Below are 25,658 nucleotides of genomic sequence, written 5' to 3' on the forward strand. Positions count from 1 at the left end.
CCTCCGTTCCCGGCCAGTCGCCGGCTATGCCTTGGTGTCCAGCTCGAGATATTGCGCGCAGGGGCATGCCGGCGCCCGCGCCGTCAGGAGATTGCGGATCACGCCGGAGGGAACGCCGGGACTTTCCTTCGCCACCGCATCCACTCGTGCTTCGATGACCGCCTCGATATCGGCCCTGACCAGTCTGATGCGCTCTTCAAGAGCTGGGGTGCGTGTCGTTTTCATCGGATTTGCTTTCCTCATTCGGGTTGGTCTCGCTCTTCGGGTATGCTGCCGACGTCCGCCTCGCGTTCGCCGCCTCGTTCTGCGCCCGCCGCAGCGCCTTTTCTCGCTGCGCCTCGTGGCTCGCGACATAGACCTGCAGGTCATATGGCAACGATTTGAAACGCTGCTTGTGACCGGCCGGCCAGGAGCGCGGCGGATCTATTCCGGCAAGATCGCTGATAGCTTCGGCCGCCACGCCTCCGAGGGTCGGATCGGCGAGGCCGACCGAGACGTGTAGCCTCGATATATCCTGGATCGCAGGCCAAAGCCGCTCAATGCCGAGCGGAGCGCAGTCCACGACGAAGCGCACGACGTGCGCTGGCTCCGCAGGACAAGGCGACAGGCCGTTCAGCTCGCACCATTTCACAAACATTGGCGCAGCTCGCATTCGCGCCTGCGCCAATGCGGCGAGGACGGGATTTGTAGTCGGACGCATGCGAGCGGTCTAACGCCTGGCCTTGCGCAGCGCTTCGTGCACGCCACCCATCTCCTTGCGCAATGCCATCAACTGCACGCGCCGGCGCAGGGCGTGCGGACTGAAATCGATCTCGCCGCGCAGCTCGGTATCGAATTTTTCGAGAGCTGTCGTGCGCTTCTGCAGTCCAAAAAGCGCAAAGTTGTTGGCGATCTCCTCAGTCGTCATCGGTTCACCATGGAGCTTTTCAGCCGCGGAGTCGGCACGTTCGATAAAGTCGCGGTCATCGTTCGGCATTGATAGATTTCCTTAGAAAACGCGCCACCATTCTCTTCGAAGGCGGCGCATGCGCTTGGAGAATCGATGGTCGACGGGATTCACGCGCGAAGCCGGCGCGGACAACTGCTGCCCCGCAAGTATCGAGGAACATCTGACCGCGAAGGAAAACGATCGACACGCCTACGGCGAACCAAAGAAGACCCACGGCGGCAGCAGCCTTTGCGGCGTCGGATTGCCGCCCGGGCTCCCAAGCGCGCCTTGTTGCGGCTGCGTCGGGTTCGCGGGATCGACGCCTGCCATCGAGGCTATCCAGCCGGCGACGCCGCCAGGGAGCGGGTCTGGATTGATCGGGGGACCGAAAGGCGGCACCACCGCGCCGGCTCCGGGGGCCTGCGCCTGACTGGCGTTCGCTTGATCCAGATATTGAAGATGCTCTTTGATCGCAGGAGGTGGAGCGGCGGTAAAGCTCGGCAGCAATCCCGGAGGCGCGCTACCGGGGTTGCCTAGCGCCGCCTTCAGTTGTGAGTCGGTAAAGGGATGATAGATTCGCCCAATTCCGCGATTTGGACCCGGCTCATCGAGCCGCCCATGCCCGCGGTACTCCATCTCGTAAGAAGTCCCCCGATTTCTGGGATCGTATATTAGCCTTGCTGCCTCGCGAGCAAGTTCGACATGCAACCTCTTCCAATTGTTGTGACGGAAATCAAAATCCGTGTCCATTGGCCTGATTTCAACTCGCTCGAATGTCTTGGTCCCATCTGGATTGACGAGAACGTGACCCGATACTCTGGCACTCTCGTCACCGAACACCAGGACGCGAGTCTTGTAATCACTTGATCCCGGATCGGTAAGGTAGTGAGTTATCCCCGCTTTAACCGAAGGATCGCGCTCCTTCAGCGGCGCCAATTTCCAAAGGTCGTACCTTCCCGGAGCAAGATCACGACGATTGATCGTGTTCTCGATGATCGGAAACATGCCTGGATGATAGTATCTTCCTGGCCCATCACTCATGTACCATGGTATATCTACCGCAACCTGGCGCACTCGGCCGCGGCCGGTTTGAAATAGTGATCGAGAAACTGTTGCGCCGTCCAACGATCACCATTTGTCAGCTTGACTCTATTTCCGGACATAACGTTGTACCTCTAGTCAACAATCTTGTAGGAATTCTCGGTGGCAATCGAACCGCAGTTCGACAGGTCCAGGAGGACGCTATGACTGAAAAAATCAGTTGGCATCCCCGGGTACAGACGGGCGCTGGGCCTTATTCTTGCACCGAGATAGACATCCCAAGTTATGAAACCCAGAATGTTGCGAGACCGAATTGCGTGACAGCAATCCTCCGTTCGCCCGACGGCATCAACGAAGTCCGATATGCTTCCGAAGCTTTCCGAGCTAAATAAGCCCCTTTCGACAATCTTCCTTTTTGCGACGGCAATCGCATCCACTTCTGACTGAATGGGATGATCGCCTGGCCCGCAATAGTAGTTGGTGCGATAGGAGCATTGAGCCACCCATAGTAAGAGCAGCAGTGTCAGTGCAAGAAACACATTTCTCGGGCGAATAATCATCATCATGCTAGCCGCGATCCCAGAAGAAACCAACTCTATGGTTGTCGGAGGGATTATTCGTGAATGGCGTCGGACTTTGCGCGCATAATTCCAGGATTTTTTGTGCAGACCCGAAGCCTCTCCTATCGAGACGCTGTTCTAGCGTCTGCCGGATTTCCGGGCGTGATAGAGCGCCACCGCGTCCTTGATGTCGCCCGAGCTCGAGAGCTTGGCGCTCAGCGTCCGCAAGTCCGCCTGATCCCGTTCAGCCGGGGAGCGCGTCGTTCCGGGCCGCACCACCGGCGGCAATGGCCTTGCGGTCGCTGCCTCCTTTGCCTTCATCATCAGGCGGTACTTTCCAGCGTCATCCTGAAGCCCCCGGAAGATGATGAGACCGCCCCCCGGCGTCTCGATCTTGTCGCTGTAGAGCTTGAAGCCGCTGCCGACACCGAGCGAGGCGATCTTGCTTTCGATCAACCGCTTCGAGGATTGCGCCAGCGTCCGCTGCGCCTCGCGGATACAAACCGCAAGCGTGCCGCGCTCGGCCTGGCAGGTCTCGACCAGCAACTCGCCGAAGAAATGGGATTTACCAGAGCCGCGGCCGCCGTACACCCCTTTGTAGCGTGCGGGCTCCAGGAGGGGTTCGAAGACTTTGGCTGTGGGGATTTTCAGGACAGACAACGGCGCGACCTATTCAATGATTTCAAGTTTGCTATCAGGTCAATATCTCGATGCCAGGAGTCTGATTGCCGCAAACGCCTTATCTTCTGAAGCGGAGCAAGCCGAAAAGAAAGTCGTCCATCGTTTCCTCGCGCGCCGATGGACTCTTCGAAGAACTCAAGATCGGCAGCGGGAAGGGCAAATCGGGCTCCGGCTTGCCGGGGACGATACCGGGCGGTGTTTCCGCTGGTGCCGGCGCAAGCGAATATGTCGGTCTCGGCGCACTGACCGGAGGTGAGGAAGTCCAGTTTCCGAAGCGGTCAGGAAGTGCATTGGAACGAGGAGATGAGGAATTCTCATCGGACGGAATGAAGGGCACCGCTGGAGCACCCGCGTCGAATGCTGATATTTCGGGTTGGCCTGCAACGCGGCGAGCTAGATATCGCTCGGGCTTAGCGCCAGTGACGCCGCGAGTTCCAATCGGCGGCAGCCAAGCAGATCGACCGCCGTTTTCCACGCGTTGAGGCGAAGGATCAGAGTTCTCGAACCGCTTGTCGAACGAGGCATGTCGCTCGTCTGCTGGAGACGAATTGGTTGGCACGAATGGCACTGCATCAAGGGGAGGCACGGCCATGTTGATCGGATTTGTCAGGCGCTGGTCGAAGCCCGGAACACTGACGGCATGCGCTCTGCCATTTGCCGGGTCGGCTGCGATGAGCCGGTCAAAGATTTCAGGAAGCACAGTACCCGGCCCGAGAAAGCCTGCCTGCTTCAAGGCTCCGGCTGCAAAGGAATTGCTGTTTTGGGACGTTGGACGATACTCGTAACCAGTGGCGTTAACGCCGGCACCGAATTTTTTCATTTGATCCCATTGCGAACTGAGATCATGACCACTGGCAATCATCGTATGCGGCTTGTCTAACGCGGCGAAGCCAATACCTTTGCCTTCCTGCGCTCTCAATCGTCGAAACCGCGAATCTGTATTCCTTATGCCATCTGAAAACCATTCCTCGTCAAGATATGCGACCAATTTTTCGGCATTGCGATTGATCTTCCGTTCTGGCACCCCCTCGAGTGTATGATGAACTCCATTGGAGTCGATGTAGTTCAACACGACATGATGTCCTAAGACCGCTCCGTGATAAGGCACCGCGGACGCATTGGTGTAAGTGAGAAAAATTCTTTCACGCATTGAATATCTCGCTACTCCTTTGGTGAATGCTGTGTGGCGCCAACTCCGCTAGACTCACCGCAACGATCCATGGTTCGTCGTCCCACCGCTAGAGTGGAGGTAGCGCGGATGTTAAGTCGCGATTATCGATCGGCTACGGGTCTTGGCAAAGACGCCGCGATGATCCATCGGCTGCCAATCAGTCGACGTCGATGCGACTATCGAGGCTCGACGGAGTCGCTGCAACGAAACCGCGCCCGGACGCAGCAAGCATCATTCGGTCCGAAACGTAGAGAAGATCGCGTCACTACTTTTTCACCCACCCAGCGCTGTGAGTGTCGGACTTTTTCGTCAAGGCGCTATACGCGAACTCAACCTTGACGTCATTGCTCCAGAAACGAACAATGTAATACTTCGCGTGCGGATTGTAGATTATTGGCTGGATAAACCGCCATTGGGTGGCTTCCTGCAGCAGGAGATCAGTGTCACAATCCTCAAGAGGAGAGTATCGCTCATTGAGTTCGACGAACGGCATGATCCAGTTTTTTTCTTTCGACAGCAACTGACCGATCTCAGCGAAATAGGACTTTGCTTTTTCCAGGCAGAGGACGGGATCGGCGCGGGTGGGCGAGGCTTGGACAATCAGCAATGAGGCTGTGACCAGCGAGAAAGTCATCGAACGGACTAGTGAGGTTATAACGTTCTGATCAGCCATTTTGGGAGCCATTCATGATGCAGGGGTTCAACCAATCCATTGAGAAGATAACCCTATCGATCGTATGAGGATTTCTCGTGCATCATCCTTCTGGTAGCATCCAATAGTTTCAGGATTTTTTGTGCAGATGCGCCGGAGCGCATTGCCCTTAAGTGTCAGCTTGTCTTGTGCTCACTTCTGTCGGCCACTTGAAGCAGAAGATCAAAGCAAAATCGTCGCGCTGAAGGAGACGATCGCGTCTCAATCACTCTCCGCGCTCCCATCAGGATGGACAATGACGCGCTCGATTCTATGGATCAGTTCGAGCGCCCCATCACCACCGTTCTCCAACGGTTGCGTGGCCTTGCCCCAGCCGCGATCGAGAATGGCGTTGGCGGCCGAGACTCGGGCAGCGGGCGTCGCATCCTTGCACCGCATGATGCCGACGAGAACGCGGATCGCGGTTCTGGTGTGGCTCCGTGCGAGGGAGCGAATTTCAAGAAGGGCCTTGGCCTTACCCATTACGCTTCCCGGCTGGCCGGCCCGGTGTGCTTGTCCGGCGCAGCATCGACGGGATCGGTGACAGGATCCTGCCGAGCTGAGCGGAACGCAATTGCCGGAAAGTCCGTCTGCATGTCACCGCGTTTCGGACGCGGGATGAATTGAGTGAAGTCGGCGCTCACGAGAATTCCTCCGATACGGCGATGACGACAAGACCGACGAGCGCGAGCGAGATCAGATAGGCGGTCATCGGCTTCTCTCCGGAAAGAAACGTGCGGCATGATCGCGGGGTGCAGGCGCAGATCATTTGGGGCGCGAACCTTATCCCCGTCGGGGGGCCGCATGCGGCGCGTGACGATTTCGCGCCGCGGGCCGGCATGTTCGCGCATGCCGGCCAATTGGGTGGCGGTGGAAGGCTCGGACGGCGGCGCGCTCGCGACGCCCGGGCGGGGGGCGTTGGGAGTTGCGGCGTCGATGTGCGGCCGCCGTCCGATTCGAGAATTAAAAGCAAAAAGCCCGCGGCGGATTTCTCCGCGCGGGCTTTGCAATTTTTGCGATGGTGGCGTTATGCCGGTGATTTGCCCGACATGTCAAATCGTTTTCGAATGGTCAACGAATTGCAGAAAAATCGACGAAACGGTTTCGACAAATTGAAACGGCCTCGGCCGATTGTAGTGAGAAATGAAAAGCCCGCCACCGTTTCAGGCGCGGGCTGTACGATCTCTGCGATGATGCCAATGTGCCCCTGATTTGCCCGACGCGTCAAGTGGCCGAAGCAAACCAGATTCAAGCCAGCACAACGACATCGAAACGAAATCGTTAGGCCGTGGATGGCGCAACCTGCGGCCCAACAGAGCGCAAGGAGGCCTTCGGATGTTTTTCGTTGCTGCCATGCTCGCGATTCTGTCGGGCTTCTTCTATGCAGCGGGCCGTCACGAGATCGGTTCGCTGGGCGTAGCGATGTGCCAATACGGCAGCCCGTTTTGCGACAATCCGCTGCTCGCGCTGGTCGCTGCCGGGTTGGCTGCGTGCTGGGGCGCATTCGTCAGCGTGCGCTGACGCGCTCGTTCGAAGCCCGCGAATTTCTGTGATGATGCCGTTATGCCGGTGATTTGCCCGACGTGTCAACGTCGCGCTCTACCGAGGCGCCGCCGGATTAACCGGGTGAACGGGCTTCGGTACGAGTGGCTCAGGCTCCACCTGCAGCTTCGGCTCGGTCGGCATGACCTGTGCGCCGGCTGCCCGGGCGGCCTCGCCGGTGGAACTGTAATTCGCGATCACGGCCGGCTGTACCTTCGGCTTATTCCATAGCCCGTGGGTGACGATCAGCATGCCGAGCACGCCGAAAACCGCGACCGCAATCGCAACCTTCAGCGGCGCGCCACCATGTCGATTCAAACGATCTTCCGCCATCCGAAAATCCGTGTTGATTTCCTCTGACGAAATCAAATCCCGGCGACGACGAAGGTTCCTCCATTGACCCGGCAAAGCGGCGATAACTGGCGGGGAACAATTGTCCTGGCCGTGTATTGACAGGACGTCAGCCGCCACCCCGGCAAGCGATCGAGTGAGTTGCAGAACGTGAAAAACGAAACCTCAGATCCATCGCAACCCGGCATGGCCGAACGCGCCATCGACACGGCGACCGACGTATCGCGCACGCTCACGGAAGTGTCTGCTGCGCTGCAGGCTGCGGTCGGCCGTCTCAGCGACACGATCACGGCGGCACGGCAACCGGGAATGCCGCTATCGACCATCAGTGCGATTACCCGCGAAGCGCCGCTGACCAGCCTGTTCGTCGCTTTTCTGTTCGGTGTCGCGATCGGACGCCGCCGCTAGCGCGCCTCCTCAGAACTTGCCTTTCGTCGAATCTTTTGTGGCCGATATGACGCCGCCCGTGATCTGACGCATATGTTCGCCGGCGTTGGTGAACTGGCTGCGCAGGAATTCAGACTGGATCCGCATCGCTTCCTGGAGGTCGGTCGCGTGAACGAGTTTGCGGGCATGCTCGAAGGCTGCCTTCATATTCTGCTCGGTGAACGATAGCGCCTGCCTGGAAATTTCCGTACCCGCACCGGGCATCGACGTCATGGACTTTCCGGCGGCATCGAAGAACATGCCGAACGCCTTTTCCGCCTGATCGATGGTTTTCTCGGCCAGATCGCGCAGCTCGGCCGGGACTTCGAGTTTCGGTTCAGTCATGGTCGCTTCTCCAATGTCGACTTTGGCAGGTTAGCACAATTCCCGGCTGCGTCTGCGTCGTATTGGATCGAGCTCCGCCAGGGCACAGGCCCGGCTGTCCGGCATCCGGCCGGCCCAATCCCAACGAATGGGGCCAAAGGAATGATTTCCTTTCCTTTCCTCGCGACCCTAGCCATACGGATGCGGCGCCGGATTCCAATGGTGGCAACAGTGTGGCATAGTGATTCGGGTTAAGGGATCGACTGTCGGTGGCGTTGCGTCTCTGGTTTTTAAGTCTCTCTTGGGACATGGGGATAAAATGCTGCAAACGCTTCGACCGACGCCTACCTGCACGCGCTTTCAAACCAGCATAGAAATGCCTTGCATGAAATGCGGCGCACAGATGCGGCTGACCATGATCGAGCCGCGCGACCAGAATTACGACGTCCTGACCTACCGCTGCACGCCTTGCGACTCCGGCGAAAGCTTCCTGAAGGCGCGCTGACTACGACCCGTTCAGCACGGCCGTTCCGGCCGACGTCAGCACGAGACCTTCGTCGCGCACTTCGACCAGGCCGAGGCCCGTCAATGTCCTTAAATCTTCCTCGCTGACCGGCGACATTTTCAGCCGGCGGGCCTGAATATCCCGCAACGTCCAACGAAGGCCGATAGCCTTCTCGAGGCTGAATTGAGCGAAAGGATTTTCTGCCATTCGCTTGCGACTACTTGGCCATGGGAGATCAAACTCGTGTTTGGCGGCGCCGTTCTCGGCGCAGCTGATAATGCGGAGATGCCCCGCCAGGTTCCCTGACGAGCCACCAACTCGGGAAATGAAAGGGGTGGTTTCAGCCGAAAAAACCCGGCGCGGCCGCCCTTCTCAATAGCGGTAGGGCTCGATATCCAGCAATGGAAAGGCGCTGAACACGCTCGGAAGATTCGTCGCGGTCGCCGCATGCAGACAAGACTTGTCGAGTTCGGTCAAGCTGGTGACGCCGAGCAGCCCGAGACAGCGGATAACCTCATCTTCCAGCAGCTCAAGCATCCGCACGATGCCGGCTTCGCCCGCGGCTGCGAGCGCCCAGCATTGCAGCCGGCCGATGCCAACCAGATCAGCCCCGGAGGCGATCGCCTTTACGATGTCGGTGCCGCGGCAGAACGAACCGTCGACCATGATCTTGGCGCGGCCGGCAACGGCGTCGACGATTTCCGGCAGGACGTGCATGGAGCCTCGTCCATGGTCGAGCTGGCGGCCGCCGTGGTTCGACACATAGATCCAATCCACGCCGTGATCGAGCGCGATGGCGGCGTCTTCCGCAGTCGCAATGCCCTTGATCACCAGCGGAATTTTATACTTGTCCTTGATCAGCTTCACCGTGCGCCAATCCAGCCCCTTCTGGAAGTCGCCGCCGGTAGCGCGGATGCGGCTTTCGCGGACATACCGCTTGGCGATATCGCGCTCGCGCCGGCTGTAATGCGCCGTGTCGACGGTCAGGCAGAACGCGGCATAGCCATTATCAATCGTTCGACTGACAACGTCCTCGACGAAGGCGTCATCACCGCGGACATAGAGTTGGTAAATGCGCAGCGCGTCGGGCGCAGCTTTGGCGGTCGCCTCAAGTCCTGGTTCGGACACCGAACTCAGCATGTGGGCCGCGCCGAACCGACCGGCTCCCCGCGCGACGGCCGCGCCTGAATCGGGATCGAAAATCTCGAGTGCGCCGACCGGCGCAATCATGACCGGCAGGCGCAAGCGGCGGCCGAATACCTCGGTCGACCCGTCTACCTCAGCAACATTGCGCAGCACCCGGGGCCGGAATGCAATCTCGTCGAGCGCCATGCGGTTGCGGCGCATGGTGGTCTCCGTCTCCGAGGCGCCGACGATATAGTCCCATGCGTTCTGGTTGAGTCGGGCGCGGGCTTTGCGGACGAATTCGTGGAGATTCTGGAATTCTTCGCCGCTGGCGCCGAGTTCGACATTCCTCGCCGGCCGGCTGGGCGTCCCGTCGTTCATGGTGCTTCTCTCCCATTTTGCCGGCACATTAACCGCAGACAAACGGGAAAAGCTACCGCTTTGAACGAGTTAGGCGTCGTGCAAACGCAGGGATGTTATTCGTTTGCGAGATGCATCAAACCTGATCGGTGCCGCTCAGGCCGTATTGCCCGGCTTCCCGAAAGCCCCCGCCTCGGCCAGATCAGCGATACGTCGCTCATCGTAGCCTAGGGTCTTTCGGAGCACCTCCCTGGTATGCTCGCCGAGCAGCGGCGCCGCTACGGGATCGACGGTTGGCGTCAAGCTCATCTGCAGCGGCGTTTCAATATTGGGGATGGCGCCCGCGGTCGGATGCGGAATCCGGCTGAGACGATGGCGGTCACGCACTTCCGGCGCGTTGAAGCCTTCCTCTACGGTGCGCAGATAGCCGACCGGTATGTTGGCCTTCTTCATCTTGGCCATCCAGTGCTCAAGGCTGTCGCGGGCAAAGATACCGGCGATGATGGCGCGCAACTTTTCCTTGTTGGCGGTTCGGTTTTTCCTGTGGGCGAACTCGGGATCGGTGACGAGGTCCGGCCGTTCGAGCACATCTACCACGAGCCGGCGGTACAGGCGGTCGTTGGCGCAGGCCATGTAAAGCGGCCCATCGGATGCCTGATAGACGCCGACAGTGGGCGAGCCGTTCGGCGAATTTCCGAAGCGGCCCGGGTTCGCGCCGCTGATCAGATAGGCCATGCCGTAGAAACCGGTCATCGCCACGGCGGTGTCGATCAGCGCGACCTCGACCTGCTGGCCGCGGCCGAGCCGGTCGCGAGCTATCAGCGCTAGCAGGATAGCGTTGCATGCCGACATGCCCGTCGCCATGTCGACGATCGGCGGACCGGTCCGCACCGGCTCCCCATCCGGAAATCCGTTCAGCGACATGAAGCCGCTTTCGGCCTGTGTGATCGGATCAAACCCCGGACGCAAGGCGAACTCGCCCTTGCGGCCATAGGCCGAGATCGAGCAATAGATCAGCTTCGGATTGGTCGGCGCGACGGAGGCATAGTCGAGACCGAACTTCTTCATCACGCCGCCGGAGAAATTCTCCACGACGACATCCGCTTTCGCGATCAGTTCGCGGGCGACTTCGAGCGCCGCAGGATTGTTGAAATCGAGCGCGATGCCGCGCTTGTTGCGATTGAGGCCAAGGAAGGCCGCGCTCTCGCCGCCGATTTCCGCATGTTCATAATGGCGGGTATCATCACCCCCGTCAGGGTTTTCGATCTTGATCACTTCGGCGCCGAAATCGGCCAGCGTCTGCGTGCAGGCAGGGCCGGCAACGACCCGGGTGAAGTCGACGACCAGCAGACCATCCAGCGCAGTCGGCTCGCCCTTTACGCGCGGCGTTCGCTCCGGCAATTGCGGCTTGGCAGTCATCTCCAGCATTTCCCCTTGTTATTCTGCCTGGCGAAACGAAGGTTTTCGCCGCGACTTCAAGGTTTTCTTACCGGAACCAGACGGGTAACGCCAAACCCCGATTTTGCAGGGCGGGACCTGCCGCTGACATAGCTCTCATGACGGCGCGCGGGGCGCGGCATTGCCCTCGCCTCCAAGGCTGGTACCCCAAAAAGACGTCGTCCGCCCCCGGTCAGGTCCGGGAGTCGAGCGACGCGTTATCGATGCGCAGACGCTGCGAACAGCGTTCGCGGCGCCTTTACATGCCCGTTTTCCTACTCGGCGATCATCTCACCGGACCCGCCAAGCTCAGCGGGGAAATCCTTCAGTTTGGGCAGCCCATCCCGCATCGGCAGCACCGTCTCGGCGTAATTGACGTGAACGCCAGGCGTGAAGGGGAGTGTCGGCAGAATTGCCGCGAAGACATCGACCAGCCCGAGCGTCGGATGATTGGTCATCAGGTGACCGCCGCACTCCGCGCAGTACTTGCGCTGACTCATCGGAGTCTTCTCGAACGTCGCGACATGTTGCGCCCCCGCCGTGATCCGCACCGCTTCCGGCTTCCACAGGGTGAACGCGTTCACCGGTCCGCCGGACCACGAACGGCAGGAATGGCAATGGCAATAACCCATTCCTTCCGGCGCACCCGTGACCTGGACCTCGACCGCACCGCAAAAACAGCTTCCGGTATGCTTCATCATTTCTGTCTCCTTGATTGAGAAGTGATCACGCCGGCCTGCGCTACGGGAATAGCATGGAAACGCGCTCCCGATAACGGCGATATTCGTCGCCGAACATGCCGACGAGATCGCGCTCTTCGAGCATGATGCCGACGAAGATGTAGGCCGTGGTCACCGCCGCAAACAATAGATGCCCGGCGCTCATCGTCGGGGCAGCCCAGAAGGCGATGATGAAACCGAGATAGATCGGGTGCCGGACAAAACGGTAGAAGAACGGTGTCCGGAAGACGGGCGCCGGCATCTCGCGTCGCACGAGATTGTTGGCGACCTGATGCAGTCCGAACAGTTCGAAATGATTGATCAGGAAGGTGCTCGTGAACACGATCACCCAGCCGATGAACGACAGTGTGGCGATCATCATGGCTATTTCCGGCTCCTGGACGTTCCAGATCACGGCCGGCATTGGACGCCATTGCCAGAACAGCAACAGAAGCGTCAGGCTTGCACACAAAACATAGGTGCTGCGCTCGACCGACTTTGGAATAAACTGCGTCCACCAGTGTTTGAAAGATTTCCGCGCCATGACGCTATGTTGAATGGCAAATAACGACATCAGACCGAGATTGACGATAATTGCCTCGAATATCCCCGAACTCGCGCCGCTATCGATCGCTTCGGCACGGCGAGCCCGATACGAACCCGATGGCGTACAGAATCGTGATCAGAAATGTGAGATAGGCCACACCTCCGAAAAGAAATGCAGTGAATTTTAGGATTCGATTACCCGGCATCGCCGGGCTGATGGCTTGGGTTTCCGTCATGAAATTGGCTCCGCTGCAGACAATGGGATTGCAACCCCCAATTTGGCAGGATGCACGGGGAATGGCCCCAGGACTTTGCCTGACGCTTGATCTCTTCATGAGGCGGACTTGATTGTTTCTTGAGAAAGGTGCGGTAGCGCACGTGAAATTCAACTTCGATAATCACGTCCTTGACACCGATCGTCGCGAGCTGCGCCACGGCGGCGAACTGGTAGCGATGCAGCCGCAAGTGTTCGACTTGCTGGTTCACCTGTTGAAACACCGCGATCATGTGGTGAGCCGGGACGATCTCATTGCGCTGGTGTGGGGAGGACGGATCGTCTCGGACTCGACGCTGGACAGCCGGATCAACGCCGCCCGAAACGCGATCGGCGACAACGGCAAGGAACAGCGGCTCATTCGCACCATTCCGCGCAAGGGGCTTCGCTTCGTCGGCGCCGTGAATGGGTCGTGCAATGCACAGGCCGCTTCGGCGCTGGAAACAGAACAACCGCGTTCGGGGTTAGCGCTGCCCGACCGGCCGGCAATAGCCGTGCTGCCGTTCGACAATATGAGCGGCGACCGCGAGCAGGAGTATTTTTCCGACGGAATCAGCGAGGACATCATCACCGCGCTGTCGAAACTGCGCTGGTTCTTCGTGATCGCGCGCAACTCGTCGTTCACCTACAAGGGCAAGGCGGTCCAGATGAAGCAGATCGCTGCCGAGCTCGGGGTGCGTTACGTGCTCGAAGGCAGCGTGAGAAGGAGCGGCGATCGTGTACGCATCACTGCGCAGCTCAACGATACCGCAACGGGCAGTCATATCTGGGCGGAGCGTTTCGACCGCGACCTCACCGACGTTTTCGTCGTGCAGGACGAGATCACCGACGCCATCGTCGCTGCGATCGAGCCGCAGATTTACGCCGCGGAGAACTTTCGCAGCCGGCGCAAGCCGCCCAACAGCGTGGACGCGTGGGATCTGGTGATGCGGGCGCTGTCGCATCACTGGCGGGTGACGCTTCCCGACAGCCTCGCCGCGCAGGCGCTGCTGGAACGCGCGATTGCGATCGATCCGAACTACGGCCAGGCGCTGGCCCTGTTCGCGACCAACCATATGTTCGGCGTGCATCTGGGCTGGACTGATCTTGCAACTGCAGCGCCTGTCGCCGAGCAAGCGGCATTGTCGGCAATTGCCGCCGATAGCGAGGATGCCTGGGCGCATACGGCCCTCGGCAGCGTGTATTTCTCCACGCGCCGGCTCGACCATTCGCTGGCCGAGTTCGAACTGGCGCTCCAGCTCAACCCGAATTTCTCGCTGGCGCAGGGGTACTACGCGCTGGCGCTGTCCTATAGCGGGCGGTGGACGGATGCCTATGCGGCGACGCAACGCGCCATCCGCCAGAGCCCGCGCGATCCCTCTTCAGCAATCTATTACGGCGTTGCGGCCTACGCCCAGTTCGTCGGAAGGAACTATCAGGAAGCGATTGCACTGGCGCGCGAGGCGACCCGTCAGCGCGGCGACCTCACCGGCGCCTATCGCGTGCTGACGGTCGCGGCCGGCATGACCGGCCAGATTGAACTCGCCCGGACCGCACTTCACGAGTTGCGCCGGACCCAGCCCAATATTTCGCTCTCCTGGATCGCGACGCAGTTACCCTGGAAGCACGACGCCGATCGCGAGCACTATCTCGAAGGCTTTCGCCGCGCCGGGCTGGAATGAGCTGCGGCGACGAGCCCTGAACTACTGCTGCTTTTCCCAGAACGACAGCAACCCCTGCGAGGCCGAACCGCCGATCACACAGGGGATGCCGACTGCGACCTGCCCCAGCGCAGCCGCAGAGACGCAACCGAGCGCGACCGCGCCGACACCGACCTGACCCCAGAAGCTGAGGTCGCGGCGGCTATCGGAGCCCTTGATCTTGAGTTCATCCACGGCGGCGAGCGCGTCCTTGCGGAGCGCTGCGATTTGCACCGTGTCCGCCGCCTCGACCACTTCGGCGAGCGGCGCTTTGACCGCCGCGGGCTGTCTGGCAAGTTCGCTGCGGAGATATTCGCGCAAACCGGCATCGCGGATCGCATAGCTTGCCAGTGTGTATCGCGCCATGCTTCCGACCGTCAGCTTGTCGACCGTGTCGCGGCTCTTGCTCCACGGCAGCATCTGGATGATGCGCTGGATAGGCGCGTGCGAGCCGGTCGCAAAATAGTAGCCCCACAGCGTATCCAGCAAATCCTGATTGCTCGCAAAAGTGAGCGTCGTGTTCAGCTTCCGCTCGTCCTTGGCGAAGGGATTCTTGGTGAACGCCCCGCGCAACTTGTCCATCACACCAGGCTTCATCTCCTCCAGCGGGATATCGGTCAAGGTCGGCAGCTTGCCCGCCAAGTAGGCGTCGATCATAACCCGCCGGCCCGGCATCCGTGGCGCGACCCGGCGCAGAACGTTTCTCCAGTCGGGCAGCCCCGAATAGGCGATGGCACGGACGATCACCCATTCGTCTTCCGGTCGGACAGGAAAGAAACCGGCGATGAGTTGCTCGGCCTTGGCAGGGTTTGAGCCGATCGCACCCGCGATAAAGCCGAGATAGATTCCGGCATTCTCCGGTTCCTTGAACGTCTGCGAATGAAACAGCACGCGCACGGCTGCCGGGACGTGGGCATAGTCCGGCTTGGCCCTGTAATTATAGATCCATTGCTGGACCACGCCGAGCGAAGCGCGCGGATCGACCTCCGGCGTCTTCTCTGCATGCGCGGGCTGAATCAGCATGAGCGCGGCGGCGAGGAAAGCTGCATAACGCATGTGATGCTCCTGTGAGCGTAGACGCATGCGCGGTTCCGTACGCGAGCGTCTCTGGCTCTCTCGATGGCGAAGCATGAAGCGGGCATTGCGACAATTCTGAGAAAGTCCGGATTAAGAAAGAGCGGTCAAATTGTGGCGCATCGCCCGCAATTCACCTTATCCCAGACATTTTTTTGCCCCGCGCGGGCAATTCGATCTCAGCCGATCAATAGGAGCCCCGCGGGACGTGGGGATCACAGAGATTAGACGCATCACGCAACGCAGCCGGACCGCTTTTCGGCTTGCCGGCGCCCTCGGATTGATTTTCGCGACACCCGTCGTCGCAGAAACCGCCTCGCCGTCGCAAGCATCTGTCATCGTCGAAGGCAATCGCCGCGTCGACGCCGAGACCGTGCGCTCCCACTTTCGTGCAGGCCCTGACGGACATTTCGACGAAGCCGCGCGTGACGCTGCGTTGAAAGCGCTGATTGCAACGGGCCTGTTTGACAAGATTTCCATCGAACGCGCCGGCGAGCGGCTTGTGGTGCATGTGTCCGAAGCGCCCGTGCTCGACCGCGTCGCATTCGAAGGCAACAAGAAGGTCAAGGACACCGACCTTGCCGTCGCCGTCGAAGCGAAGCCGCGCGGCTCACTGCAGCGCGCCACCGTGCAAGCCGACGTCGGCCGCATCATCGAGGCATACCGGCGTGCCGGCCGCTCCGAGGTCCGCGTTGATCCGCAAATCATCGACCGCGGCAATGGCCGGGTCGACCTCATCTACGCCATAACGGAGGGGGCAAAAACTCCGGTACGGCAGATCGACTTCACCGGCAACAAGGCCTTCGGCAAACGGCAGCTCAACGCCGTGATCAAGACTTCCGCTACCCACATGCTGAGTTTTCTGACCGGCGGTGACGTCTACGATCCCGACCGTATCGCGCAAGACCAGGAACAACTGCGGCTTTACTACCGCAGCAAGGGTTACGCCGACGTCAGCGTCTCACCGGCAAAGGCCGAGTATGATCCGGCGACAAAGGGTTTTACGCTGAGCTTCGCAATCGATGAGGGTCCGCTCTATCGCTTCCGGGAAGTCAGCGTCGCCTGCAACGTCCCGGGCATGGATTGCGACAAGCTTCGTGCGCTCCCCACCGCGCACCCGGGCGCGGTGTTCGACGGCAACGCCCTGGACAGGACCACCGAACTGCTGGCGATCGAAATGGCAAAGCTTGGCTATCCCTTTGCCCAGGCGACTCCTCACCTCACCCGCGATGCCGACGCACAACGCATCGACGTCGCCTTCGTGATCGAACAGGGGCCTCGCACCTATGTCGAACGGATCGAGATCCACGGCAACACGCGCACCCGCGATTACGTGATCCGGCGCGAATTCGATATCGCGGAAGGCGACGCTTACAACAAGACGTTGATAGACCGGGCCGAGCGGCGCTTGAAGAATTTGAACTACTTCAAAACGGTGAAGATATCGAACAGGCCGGGCTCGGCCCCGGACCATGTCATCCTCGATGTCGAGGCGGTTGACCAGGCGACCGGCGATTTCAACGTCGCCGGCGGTTACTCGACCACCGACGGCGCGCTCGTCGAGGTCAAAGTCGGCGACCGGAATTTCTACGGCACGGGCAAGAACGTCCAGGCCGCCTTCACCTACGGCCAATATGCGCGCGGGGTCAATCTGGCCGCGTCCGAACCCTATTTCCTCGGCACCAAGGTCGCGGCGGGGATCGAACTCTTCGGCCGCCAAAGCGACGCCACCAGCTACCAATCCTACGGCACCACCACCTACGGCGCGAGGCTGCAGCTGGGGACGCCGATCAACGAGCAACTCGGCGTGCAGTGGCGCTACTCGATCTACAATCAGAACATCACGCTCTCGCCGAACAGCTCGGGCCTGACACCTTCGCTGGCCGTCCAGCAGGCGGCGGCCGCCGGGCCGACCTGGGTCTCTGCGCCCGGCAGCACAACGACCTACAGCACGCTGGACAACACAAAGAGCCCGACCAGCGGAATCAGGTCGCAGCTCAGCCAGGACCTGGCGGGACTTGGTGGTGATGTGAAATTTCTGAAGACGACGGAAGACGTGCGCTACTACAAATCAATCAACAGCGACCTCGTTGGCATGGTTCGCGCCCAGGGCGGCTACGTGACTGGTTGGGGCGGCCAGCAGGTGCCGCTGATGAACAATTTCTTCGGCGGCCCGACCATGGTGCGTGGATTTTCCCCCAATGGATTCGGCCCGCGCGACCTGACGGCGGGCACCACGATGGATAATGTCGGCGGCAGCGCGTATTGGGCAACGACCGCCGAACTGCAGAGTGCAATCCCCGGCGTGCCCAATGAATACGGCCTCAGGGCCACGGCCTTTGTCGATGCCGGCAGCGTATTCCGCTATAGCGGATCGACGGCAGGACTTCAGGTCGCCAACAAGAATGTCGTGCGCTCGTCGGTCGGCGCAGGCCTGACCTGGGCCTCGCCGTTCGGCGCCTTGACCGTCGACTACGCCATACCGCTGAGCAAGGCTGCCTACGACGTAGTACAGCCGCTGCGATTCAGCGCGGGAGGGTTTTGACGGGGACAGGATGCTCCGTCGCGAATCCATACAACAGCGCCAGCCGGTCGAGGCATTCGCGGAATCGTCTTGAAAAATAGTCGCTCCAGCGTTTGGTACACAGGCCCCTCCGCTGGCCGATCTGCTCCATGGTCAGGCCCTGGACCAGGACGTCATGCACCAGCGCCGAGCCGTCCGCGCCGAGTTCGCGCTCGGCCCGGTTCAACCGCAGCACGGCCTTGCGCTGGCCCTCGGTGATCGGTTCGCGGCTCTGCCCGCCATCGACATATTCCCGGGTCGGATCGACCGCGCGCGGCCCGCGTTCGGCCTTCTCCCAATCGCTCTGGAACGCACGCCCCGCCTGATACTGCGCCTCGTCGATCTGGCGATGGGAATGCAGCCGAGCGAGCGGATCGTTGCGGATCGACCGCAGCGCAACGATCTTCTCGCCCGGCTCCAACGCCAGGGGATTCTCGACCTCGACGGTTGCGACCTCAGCGTTGCGTAGCAGATCGCGGGACCTTCGGTCATGTGCCTTGGCGGGATTGTACGGCTTTCGGCGTTTGGCTCTCGGCATCTGATGGACTCCTCGAAAACTGTGGAATTCGGCTTCGACCAGAAGATCTATTCGCTTGATGTGCTCGATATCTCGTCACGTAGCAGTTCGGATAATTCGTCCCTACGGCCGCAGCCCACCGGCTGAAGTCCGATCAGCGCGCGCAGATGAGCGATCCGATGGCAGCGCGGCAGCCGTTTCAGCCTCTCGGCCACGCCTGTGACAGCAGTGTTCTTCATGCCACCTCCACCACGAGCAATGAAACAGTGCTCACCGCACGTTCGGCGGGCACGATCGGATCGCGGCTCAGATGAAAATGGGGAGTGCAATAGCTCGAACCCGGGCGGCGCGGATGACCGCAGAAAGTAATGGCTTCGCCCTCTTCATCGCCGCCGTAGGGATAGCGGCAGTCGCCGCGCTCCAGTTCGATCAGGGAGAGATGCCGCGGTTCGATCGCCACACAACGCAGCTTGACCGGTTTGATCTCTTTGAACACCGGCGTCGGCCAGGGAAGCGCAAGCGTCCTGAAATCGCTGGGACGGGGTTCAGCGATCTCGTGCAGCTCAGCAGGCTTGGTCGGCATCGACGGTTGCTGGCGATCGTCCGGTCCCAGCCCCAGGCGCCGGGCGCGTCCGAGCGCAGCACTGCGGGAGTAGGACGTATTGAATCGTGAATTGATGGCTCGCGCGGCTTCCGAAAAGGTCATGCCTTTGGCAATAAATTCCCGCAGCGCGTCCGAGTGCTCGGGCGCCCAGTTCGACAGTTCCATTTGTTGTCCTTGCTCTTGTCAACGCCGCCCGACGCCGGCGAACAGTTTCTGATATTCCGAAATGAAAGTCAAGCTTGATTTCGGATAATCGGAACTGCTATTATTTCTGAAATTCGGAAAGGTCTGACCATGCTGGACATCAGGTTGATCGAACGGGGACTGGAAAAGCCGGGCAAGACCAAGGGCGGATTGGCCGCCGCGATGGGCGTTCGCCCTGGCGCGGTTTCCGAAATCTTGTCCGGGCTACGCCTGATCAAGGCTTCTGAGATCGCACCGATCATCGAATATCTCGAACTGAACTCGGTGCCGATCATGGGCCGCGTCGGCGCCGGCGCCTCGATCGAGCCGGAGCATGAGCAGGTGCCGCCGGAAGGCCTCGGCGAGGTCGAACTGCCCTTCCCGATCGCCGAAGAGACCATCGCCTTCGAGGTGGCCGGCGATTCCATGCTGCCAAAGTACGAGAATGGCGATATTATCGTAGTCTATCGCGAGCAGCGTCACCCGCTGTCGAGCTTCTACGGCGAGGAGGCTGCTGTCCGCCTGAAGACCGGCGAGCGCTATCTGAAGACGATCGAGCGGGGGAAATCATCGACCTCGGTCAACCTCACGAGTTTCAATGCCAAGCCGATCACCGGCGTAAAGCTGGAATGGATCGGCGAGATCTGCGTCACCTTGCCGAGGGGCCAGATCGAGCGATTGCGCAACAAGGCGGCGGCCCGGTCGCGCAAGGCGACAAGGGCAGCGGGTGGCCGCACGCCGGACAAATAGCGATCGCCGTCGCAATTGCCGAATCGACTGATTCTGCCGATGCCCGCGACCGCCTGTCCTTCTTCACGGTAGTATTTCTGTTTTTCCGAATTTTTACTTGACAAATTTCCGTTTTTCAGAAATAATGCCCTCATTGATTCCGATGCACGGGATGAGGGTCAGATCGCCAGCATGCAGTATTTCGTCGTGATGATCGACTACGGCCGCCGCGGTCGCGAGGCCATCGTCGATCCCGAAATCACAAGGCGCGAGGTCATCTCCCGGATCGCCTCGGGTGAATACAGGAACATCAGCTTCATCCATGAAATCGCGGATTGCTCGGTCGAGGACATCACCGCCGAGATTCTCAGCGAAGCGGCCCTGCCCGACATCGGCCCGGCCGGCGCCGATCTGCAAGCCAGCCAGTTCGATCACATCCGCGACTTGCGCAAACACGAGCGGGTGTGACCCATGTTCGGCCGCGCCGCGCTATTCCCTCAAAACATTGTGATTGTTGGGCAGGCTTGAATCGCCGACAACTTGCTTAATTATTCTTCACGCAAAGTCTATTCCGACGGTGCGGACAATCGCGCTAGATTCGCGATTCGATTCCTCCGACTTGCAAAGTTCTTAACCCAGAATGTATCCGTCAATGAAGGCTGAGCTCGCCGCGCGCGACGGCGATCTTCGACTCTGTCTCCTGCTTGGTTTCGCGGCCTGGTTTCTCTTTCTGGATCACGTTCCGCACAATGCGGTCAGCCTGCTGACCATGCGCAACTTCGGATTCAGCGGCGCCACCGACCTGTTCGTATTCGTCGGCGGCTACACTGCCGCCATCCTCTATGGAAAGATGATGCTGGAGCGCGGCTTCGTCGTGACGGCAACCCGTATCTTCAAGCGGCTGTGGCAGCTATACGCCGCCTATATCGTCCTATTCGTGATTTACATCAATCTGATCGGATATGTCGCGCGCCAATCCGCGGCGCCCGCACTTATCGGCGAATTCAACGTCACGGGAATCGTCGACCATACGGTCCGGACGTTGATTCATGGCCTGCTGCTTCGGGCCAAGCCGCTGAACCTCGAAGTGCTGCAACTGTTCATTGTATTGATGGCGGTCTTGCCGTTCGTTCTGTTCGGCATGGTGCGCCGACCGAATGTCACCATGGCTGGGTCGATTGGTCTCTACTTCGCAGCCCGCCAATTCGACTGGAATTTTTCTGCGTTTCCGGACGGACGGTGGTATCTCAACCCGTTCTGCTGGCAACTCCTGTTTGTGCTCGGCGCTTGGCTTGCATTGAGCGGCGCCAATCAAATCCGCGCCGTATACAAGCTTCAGGATCTCGCAGTGCTGCGCGGTGCGGCGTGGCTGTACCTGCTCTTTGCTCTGGTGGTAACGGTGGCAGGGAAATTTCCCCAAGCCGGCATTGTCCCGGATCTCCTGCGCGATGCTTTTCTTCCCAACGACAAGGAAAACCTCGCCCCTCACAGGGTACTTCACTTTCTCGCTTTGGCTTTTCTGTTTGCCTACATGGTGCCGCGCGACTGGTCCGGTTTCCGATGGCAGATGCTGCAGCCGGCCATCAAATGCGGCCAGGAGTGGCTGGCAGTGTTTTGCGCGGGCGTGTTTCTTTCGTTTGCCGGACACCTTGTCCTGATCACGGGCCCGGATTCGCTCGCCATGCACATCCTGGTCAGCTTGGCCGGGATTTTGATCATGACGGGCGTGGCCTACTACGTGTCGTGGTCCAAACGGCAGGATCACAAGCCAGCATTCCGGACCCAGGCAATGACGGGGCTACCTGAGGAAGGCCGGTTCGCCAAATAATTCGCGCCGGGCTTCGTCCTGCACCACCGCTGATCACATATATCGCTGTCCACGCAGCGCGATCGAAAAGCTTCGACTACATCAGCAAGCCAGCACAGCCCGGCCACGAACAGCCGCGCCGTCGAGCCGCCGGCGGAATTGCGCATCGGTGTCCCTTCCGGAAGGGCAAAGGTTGCTGCAAACTGCATATGTCGCCTGCGATTCGTAGATGTCTTGAGGACCCATGAACGAGACTTTGATATCCGCCTGCACGATGTTTCTCGTTCCAGCAACGCTCTTGTTCGGTGCTTTAGGTGTCGCGAACTCATCCTTTCTCAAGATGCTGGTCTGCCTGCTTGGCGTGGCCACGACGGGAATATGGCTTTACCGGATATGGTGGTGGACAAGCCTGTCTTTGATCGATCGCAGAACGGCGCTTGGTCTCGCGGGCATGTTTGCGTGCGCATGGGTAGTGACATTCCTGGTGCAGTTGAAAAATGCGTTCTCGCTGCGCTAGCCCTCATTGGGTGATCAGAGCCTGCTCGGGAAAGAGAATTTCACTTTTGCTTCAATCCATCATTGGCAGCACCGGCGAGGCCTCACGCAATCATATGTAAATTGGCAAGACCCACACGGCGCGAAAAGCCAAGCGGGCCCGCGCGATCAATCAGTCATCGGGCGGGCTAGTACTCCCGGAGCAGCAGTGTTCGATGTCGTAGAATACCGTGGGCCTTGGCGCTCCCTGGGGAATGCCCCTTTCAACCGCATATCACTGTCGCCCAACATGGCGGCGTCGAGCCTTCCCTCGGCCGACGCCGCCACGGCGCAGGTAAAGATGCGATAGAACTGCGCTCCGTCGAAGGCGACCAGCAGCAGATCGACACCGGCATTGAGCGCCTCGACCACCGCCGTACAGACGTTGCGTTGATAGATCGCCCCCATCACGAGGTCGTCGGTCATGACGACGCCTTGATAATTCCATTTCTTGCGAACGATGCCGTCGACGACCCGTTTGGAGTGCGACGCCGCGCGATCCGGATCAACGGATGTCAGCGTGACATGCCCGATCATCAGTTGCGCTTTCGAGCCGGCCAGCACCTTCCTGAAGGGAAGCCAGTCCGACGCTTCGAGTTCTTCCAGAGGCGTATCCAGATCGGCGCTGAAGTGATGGGTGTCGGTTCGTACGCGTCCGAGCCCCGGAAAATGCTTGACCGTCGCGCCAACGCCTGACGCTTCCAGCCCGTTGACGTAAGCTCGCGCGATATCGGCGACGATGGCCGGGTCATCGGAAATCGCGCGGTAGCGAATCAGCGTGTTGAAATCGAGTCGGTTGCGCTTCATCTCGGGGCGCAAATCCAGCACCGGCGCGAGGTTCATGTTGACGCCGAGCGCCGCCAACTCCTGCCCGTGCGTACGCCCGAACGCCTCCGCCTTCTCGGCGCGAACATCCGGCGCCAGACTCGCAAGGGTCGATAGCGCCGGCAACTTGGTCAAGGGCGGCGCCAGATGCGATACGATGCCGCCTTCCTGGTCGGCGGCGACGATCAGAGGCGGCAGGCCGGCCGCACGCCGCTTTTCTTGCAGCGCGGAGATTTCTTCTTTCAGACGCGCCGCCGTCGATCCCGCGATATTGTGCCTGGTGATGTAGACCCCGGAGATCAGGCCCTTCTCGGCAAGAACGGCCACCTCAGGGAATGACGAGTATCCCACGATGAAGTGTCGCCCAAGGTTTCGCGCCTGTGCAGCGCCGATTTGCAAGATGCTCCGCTTGCGCCATTCAAACGAAGTATGCGCGCCGAGCATCGACAGCGATGGCAGGCACCACAGCAGAACAAGCAACCGTCCGGCGACGCCTCGCCTCCAATAGCCGCGGCGGATGAGGACCACCACGGCGATGATGCTCGCTGCCGCCAGAACAATGTTTCCTGGCCCCCGCAGCGCAATCAGGTAGGGGTCGTTCTTGTTGACGGCTGCGAAAACGAAGACTGGTCCGGCGAGCCAGACGAGGATGATGCCGATACGCTTGAGGATTTGCATGAAAAAGTTTGGGGGCTTTGCGGAGACGGGGCGAGACGATTGCCCGTATCAAACTTACCCGGCATGCGCGAGCGCATAAGCGCGCCTGCACGGAAACTGCATAAGAATCCTGAACTCTTGCAGAGGGCGCTCCAAGCAACTGCACAACCGCATCGGATAGTCCGAACTGCAAGCCAGGGGCGATTGATCGAATGCCTGTTCCCACGAGACTAGCCAACGACGGGTGGTGGCTTTGCGAGCGCCCCGCGACGGCGCTGGTTTGCAATTTTCCTCTCCAGACAGGTAGCGCAATAATGGCTGATTTCATCGCGCCGGCGTCCAATGCCGGCTCCGTTCAGGAAGGCACCTTTCCCGTCAAAGCAGCCATTGTTCTCGCGCTGGCAGCGCTGGCCGACTGGCTGTTCTACGGGCACGGCATTGGAATATCGGCCGCCATCTTTGCAGTCGCCGTGGCCTGCGGCTCGCTACTCGCCAACCTCGCAATCTTGAACCGAAGCCAGGCACTGCCGGCGGGCGCTCTCCTGCTGGCCGCCCTTGTCCCCGCTATCGAGGAATTCAACGTCGCGTCTCTGACCTTCATGGTGCTGGCTCTCGGCGTAGGCCTGCTGCTGACGACCAATCGCGATCGGCATCGTCTGCCCGAGCGAGCCGCGGCGTTATGCGATCTTTATCTGGTCGGCCCCTTCAGATTTTTCCGCGACGCCATCGGCGCGTTCAATCTGCCGGCACTGAGGACCGGGTTTGCCGTCTGGTTCGTTCCGATCGTTTTCGGCGGCATCTTCGTATTTCTGCTGGTATCGGCCAATCCATTGCTCGAGAAGTGGATCGGCTTGTTGAACCCGGGTAACACGGCTTCTTACGTGAGCCTCGGACGCGTACTGTTTTGGACTGTGGCGCTGTCGATCGTATGGCCCTTCATCCACGTCCGGTGGAGCGGCAAGCGCAAGATGCCGACAGGTTTAGCCGAAGCTGCGGCACTGGCGCAGGGAATACCATCGGGCCAAAATGACTTCTTCGGTGTTGCGACGATCCTCCGTTCGCTGATTCTGTTCAATTTGCTGTTCGCCGTTCAAACCGTTCTCGACGTCGCCTATCTCTGGGGCAACGCGACCCTGCCGGCTGATATCAGCTACGCTTCATATGCGCACCGGGGCGCCTATCCCCTCATTGTCACGGCGCTATTGGCGGCCGGCTTCGTTCTGGCCGCCATGCGGCCCGGTGGGCCGGTCGAGCAATCAAGGGTAATCCGGCCGCTGGTCTACCTATGGGTGGCGCAAAATGTCCTGCTGGTGCTGTCATCGATCCTGCGCCTCGACCTCTATGTTCAAATCTATCTGCTGACCTGGTGGCGCGTCGCAGCCTTCATCTGGATGGTACTGGTCGCGTTCGGACTCGTGCTTATCGTCGCCCGCATCGTTCTGAACCGCCCGAATGGCTGGCTGATCCGCGCCAACCTCCTCACCCTGACGGCAACGCTCTACATCTGCTCGCTGGTCAATTTCGCCGCCATCATCGCCGACTACAATGTCAGCCATAGCCGCGAAGCCGCCGGCAAGGGCGTGTGGATCGACATGAACTATCTGTTTTCCCTCGGACCGCAGGCATTGCCGGCGATCGACCGGGCCATTGCCTTTCGCGGGCTCGATCCCACCCTTGTTTCCCGCCGTGGTAGCCTTGTAGAACAGCAACGAAGAGAGGTGGTATCCTGGCGCAGCTGGGGCCTCCGAAGTTGGCGGCTGCAGCGCATCCTGGACGCCCCACAGAAGAGTTCGACCACAGGCTAG

At 60.1% G+C, this 25,658-nt stretch carries 31 protein-coding genes and 1 pseudogene; 10 read left to right on the forward strand and 22 right to left on the reverse strand.

Annotation, left to right across the window (positions count from 1 at the left end; genetic code table 11):
- Window positions 1-24: 24 nt before the first annotated feature.
- From V1286_RS23170 to V1286_RS23215, 10 genes and pseudogenes are all read right to left on the reverse strand, one after another.
- The gene (locus V1286_RS23170; protein WP_334483054.1) at window positions 25-225 is read right to left on the reverse strand and encodes a hypothetical protein; all 201 of its coding nucleotides are present in this window, start codon (window positions 223-225) and stop codon (window positions 25-27) included.
- On the reverse strand, window positions 197-637 hold the full coding sequence (locus V1286_RS23175; RefSeq protein WP_334483057.1) for a hypothetical protein: 441 nt from the start codon (window positions 635-637) through the stop codon (window positions 197-199). Before V1286_RS23175 ends, V1286_RS23170 begins: the two co-directional genes overlap by 29 nt.
- Window positions 638-709: 72 nt before the next feature.
- Window positions 710-976, reverse strand: a complete 267-nt coding sequence (locus V1286_RS23180; protein ID WP_334483060.1) for a hypothetical protein — start codon at window positions 974-976, stop codon at window positions 710-712.
- Between the two features lie 162 nt (window positions 977-1,138).
- Complete coding sequence (locus tag V1286_RS23185) at window positions 1,139-1,933, reverse strand: hypothetical protein (RefSeq protein WP_334483063.1); 795 nt, start codon at window positions 1,931-1,933, stop codon at window positions 1,139-1,141.
- A gap of 170 nt (window positions 1,934-2,103) precedes the next feature.
- A complete protein-coding gene (locus V1286_RS23190; protein ID WP_334483065.1) occupies window positions 2,104-2,535 on the reverse strand; it encodes a hypothetical protein in 432 nt (143 codons plus the stop codon).
- A gap of 339 nt (window positions 2,536-2,874) precedes the next feature.
- Window positions 2,875-3,189: pseudogene (locus tag V1286_RS38985) on the reverse strand (phage terminase large subunit); the annotation flags it as partial.
- 79 nt (window positions 3,190-3,268) lie between these two features.
- Window positions 3,269-4,360 carry a hypothetical protein gene (locus tag V1286_RS23200; RefSeq protein WP_334483070.1) on the reverse strand — a complete coding sequence of 364 codons (1,092 nt, stop codon included), beginning with the start codon at window positions 4,358-4,360 and terminating at the stop codon, window positions 3,269-3,271.
- Between the two features lie 286 nt (window positions 4,361-4,646).
- Entirely contained in the window at window positions 4,647-5,054 is a 408-nt protein-coding gene (locus V1286_RS23205) for a hypothetical protein (protein WP_334483072.1), read from the reverse strand.
- A gap of 240 nt (window positions 5,055-5,294) precedes the next feature.
- Window positions 5,295-5,555: a hypothetical protein gene (locus V1286_RS23210; protein ID WP_334483074.1), complete on the reverse strand. Its 261-nt coding sequence runs from the start codon at window positions 5,553-5,555 to the stop codon at window positions 5,295-5,297.
- Window positions 5,555-5,716, reverse strand: a complete 162-nt coding sequence (locus V1286_RS23215) for a hypothetical protein (protein WP_334483076.1) — start codon at window positions 5,714-5,716, stop codon at window positions 5,555-5,557. Before V1286_RS23215 ends, V1286_RS23210 begins: the two co-directional genes overlap by 1 nt.
- A gap of 90 nt (window positions 5,717-5,806) precedes the next feature.
- On the opposite strand from V1286_RS23215, the gene V1286_RS23220 reads away from it, so the two are divergent.
- Both V1286_RS23220 and V1286_RS23225 read left to right on the forward strand, forming a co-directional pair.
- A complete protein-coding gene (locus V1286_RS23220) occupies window positions 5,807-6,283 on the forward strand; it encodes a hypothetical protein (RefSeq protein ID WP_334483078.1) in 477 nt (158 codons plus the stop codon).
- A 124-nt stretch (window positions 6,284-6,407) separates the two neighbouring features.
- Window positions 6,408-6,593, forward strand: coding sequence for a hypothetical protein (locus tag V1286_RS23225; RefSeq protein WP_334483081.1), 186 nt, complete (start codon window positions 6,408-6,410; stop codon window positions 6,591-6,593).
- Window positions 6,594-6,671: 78 nt separating this feature from the next.
- Here the strand turns inward: V1286_RS23225 and V1286_RS23230 are convergent, their stop codons facing one another.
- Complete coding sequence (locus tag V1286_RS23230) at window positions 6,672-6,947, reverse strand: hypothetical protein (protein WP_334483083.1); 276 nt, start codon at window positions 6,945-6,947, stop codon at window positions 6,672-6,674.
- A 204-nt stretch (window positions 6,948-7,151) separates the two neighbouring features.
- Here V1286_RS23230 and V1286_RS23235 point away from each other — a divergent pair, with 204 nt between their 5' ends.
- Window positions 7,152-7,373, forward strand: coding sequence for a hypothetical protein (locus V1286_RS23235; RefSeq protein WP_190241816.1), 222 nt, complete (start codon window positions 7,152-7,154; stop codon window positions 7,371-7,373).
- A gap of 9 nt (window positions 7,374-7,382) precedes the next feature.
- Here the strand turns inward: V1286_RS23235 and V1286_RS23240 are convergent, their stop codons facing one another.
- The 6 genes from V1286_RS23240 to mddA form a co-directional block, all read right to left on the reverse strand.
- Window positions 7,383-7,736 carry a phasin gene (locus V1286_RS23240; RefSeq protein ID WP_108514838.1) on the reverse strand — a complete coding sequence of 118 codons (354 nt, stop codon included), beginning with the start codon at window positions 7,734-7,736 and terminating at the stop codon, window positions 7,383-7,385.
- A gap of 484 nt (window positions 7,737-8,220) precedes the next feature.
- Entirely contained in the window at window positions 8,221-8,427 is a 207-nt protein-coding gene (locus tag V1286_RS23245) for a hypothetical protein (protein ID WP_334483087.1), read from the reverse strand.
- Window positions 8,428-8,592: 165 nt separating this feature from the next.
- Window positions 8,593-9,726: an alpha-hydroxy acid oxidase gene (locus V1286_RS23250; RefSeq protein WP_334483090.1), complete on the reverse strand. Its 1,134-nt coding sequence runs from the start codon at window positions 9,724-9,726 to the stop codon at window positions 8,593-8,595.
- Window positions 9,727-9,861: 135 nt separating this feature from the next.
- Window positions 9,862-11,124, reverse strand: a complete 1,263-nt coding sequence (locus V1286_RS23255) for a CaiB/BaiF CoA transferase family protein (RefSeq protein ID WP_334483093.1) — start codon at window positions 11,122-11,124, stop codon at window positions 9,862-9,864.
- Between the two features lie 293 nt (window positions 11,125-11,417).
- Complete coding sequence (locus V1286_RS23260) at window positions 11,418-11,840, reverse strand: GFA family protein (RefSeq protein WP_334489842.1); 423 nt, start codon at window positions 11,838-11,840, stop codon at window positions 11,418-11,420.
- 43 nt (window positions 11,841-11,883) lie between these two features.
- Window positions 11,884-12,435, reverse strand: a complete 552-nt coding sequence (gene mddA / locus V1286_RS23265; RefSeq protein WP_417021172.1) for a methanethiol S-methyltransferase — start codon at window positions 12,433-12,435, stop codon at window positions 11,884-11,886.
- 350 nt (window positions 12,436-12,785) lie between these two features.
- On the opposite strand from mddA, the gene V1286_RS23270 reads away from it, so the two are divergent.
- On the forward strand, window positions 12,786-14,342 hold the full coding sequence (locus tag V1286_RS23270; protein WP_334483095.1) for a winged helix-turn-helix domain-containing tetratricopeptide repeat protein: 1,557 nt from the start codon (window positions 12,786-12,788) through the stop codon (window positions 14,340-14,342).
- A gap of 21 nt (window positions 14,343-14,363) precedes the next feature.
- Here V1286_RS23270 and V1286_RS23275 read toward each other — a convergent pair whose 3' ends face one another.
- Window positions 14,364-15,416 carry a hypothetical protein gene (locus V1286_RS23275; RefSeq protein ID WP_417021173.1) on the reverse strand — a complete coding sequence of 351 codons (1,053 nt, stop codon included), beginning with the start codon at window positions 15,414-15,416 and terminating at the stop codon, window positions 14,364-14,366.
- A 226-nt stretch (window positions 15,417-15,642) separates the two neighbouring features.
- Here V1286_RS23275 and bamA point away from each other — a divergent pair, with 226 nt between their 5' ends.
- Window positions 15,643-17,979 carry an outer membrane protein assembly factor BamA gene (gene bamA, locus V1286_RS23280; RefSeq protein WP_334483097.1) on the forward strand — a complete coding sequence of 779 codons (2,337 nt, stop codon included), beginning with the start codon at window positions 15,643-15,645 and terminating at the stop codon, window positions 17,977-17,979.
- Here the strand turns inward: bamA and V1286_RS23285 are convergent.
- From V1286_RS23285 to V1286_RS23295, 3 genes are read right to left on the reverse strand one after another with little or no spacing between them, the layout of a single operon-like run.
- Entirely contained in the window at window positions 17,960-18,535 is a 576-nt protein-coding gene (locus tag V1286_RS23285; protein WP_334483100.1) for a DUF6456 domain-containing protein, read from the reverse strand. The two genes, bamA and V1286_RS23285, sit on opposite strands and share 20 nt — an antisense overlap.
- 47 nt (window positions 18,536-18,582) lie before the next feature.
- On the reverse strand, window positions 18,583-18,753 hold the full coding sequence (locus V1286_RS23290) for a hypothetical protein (protein ID WP_334483103.1): 171 nt from the start codon (window positions 18,751-18,753) through the stop codon (window positions 18,583-18,585).
- The gene (locus V1286_RS23295) at window positions 18,750-19,283 is read right to left on the reverse strand and encodes a GcrA family cell cycle regulator (RefSeq protein WP_334483106.1); all 534 of its coding nucleotides are present in this window, start codon (window positions 19,281-19,283) and stop codon (window positions 18,750-18,752) included. The genes V1286_RS23290 and V1286_RS23295 overlap by 4 nt, the downstream gene beginning before the upstream one ends.
- A 129-nt stretch (window positions 19,284-19,412) precedes the next feature.
- Between V1286_RS23295 and V1286_RS23300 the strand changes: the two genes are divergently transcribed.
- The 4 genes from V1286_RS23300 to V1286_RS23315 all read left to right on the forward strand — a co-directional run bounded on the left by V1286_RS23300 (window position 19,413) and on the right by V1286_RS23315 (window position 22,354).
- Window positions 19,413-20,051, forward strand: a complete 639-nt coding sequence (locus V1286_RS23300) for a S24 family peptidase (protein ID WP_334483109.1) — start codon at window positions 19,413-19,415, stop codon at window positions 20,049-20,051.
- A gap of 171 nt (window positions 20,052-20,222) precedes the next feature.
- Window positions 20,223-20,498 carry a hypothetical protein gene (locus V1286_RS23305; protein WP_334483112.1) on the forward strand — a complete coding sequence of 92 codons (276 nt, stop codon included), beginning with the start codon at window positions 20,223-20,225 and terminating at the stop codon, window positions 20,496-20,498.
- A 184-nt stretch (window positions 20,499-20,682) separates the two neighbouring features.
- On the forward strand, window positions 20,683-21,858 hold the full coding sequence (locus V1286_RS23310) for an OpgC domain-containing protein (RefSeq protein WP_417021174.1): 1,176 nt from the start codon (window positions 20,683-20,685) through the stop codon (window positions 21,856-21,858).
- Between the two features lie 223 nt (window positions 21,859-22,081).
- Window positions 22,082-22,354, forward strand: coding sequence for a hypothetical protein (locus V1286_RS23315; RefSeq protein WP_108514862.1), 273 nt, complete (start codon window positions 22,082-22,084; stop codon window positions 22,352-22,354).
- Window positions 22,355-22,500: 146 nt separating this feature from the next.
- Here the strand turns inward: V1286_RS23315 and V1286_RS23320 are convergent, their stop codons facing one another.
- Window positions 22,501-23,874 (reverse strand): glycoside hydrolase family 3 N-terminal domain-containing protein, encoded by a 1,374-nt coding sequence (locus tag V1286_RS23320; RefSeq protein WP_334483120.1) that lies wholly within the window; start codon window positions 23,872-23,874, stop codon window positions 22,501-22,503.
- Window positions 23,875-24,167: 293 nt separating this feature from the next.
- Here V1286_RS23320 and V1286_RS23325 point away from each other — a divergent pair, with 293 nt between their 5' ends.
- The gene (locus V1286_RS23325) at window positions 24,168-25,658 is read left to right on the forward strand and encodes a DUF4153 domain-containing protein (RefSeq protein WP_334483122.1); all 1,491 of its coding nucleotides are present in this window, start codon (window positions 24,168-24,170) and stop codon (window positions 25,656-25,658) included.

Source organism: Bradyrhizobium algeriense (assembly GCF_036924595.1).
In the GTDB taxonomy this organism is placed as follows: Bacteria; Pseudomonadota; Alphaproteobacteria; order Rhizobiales; family Xanthobacteraceae; genus Bradyrhizobium; species Bradyrhizobium algeriense.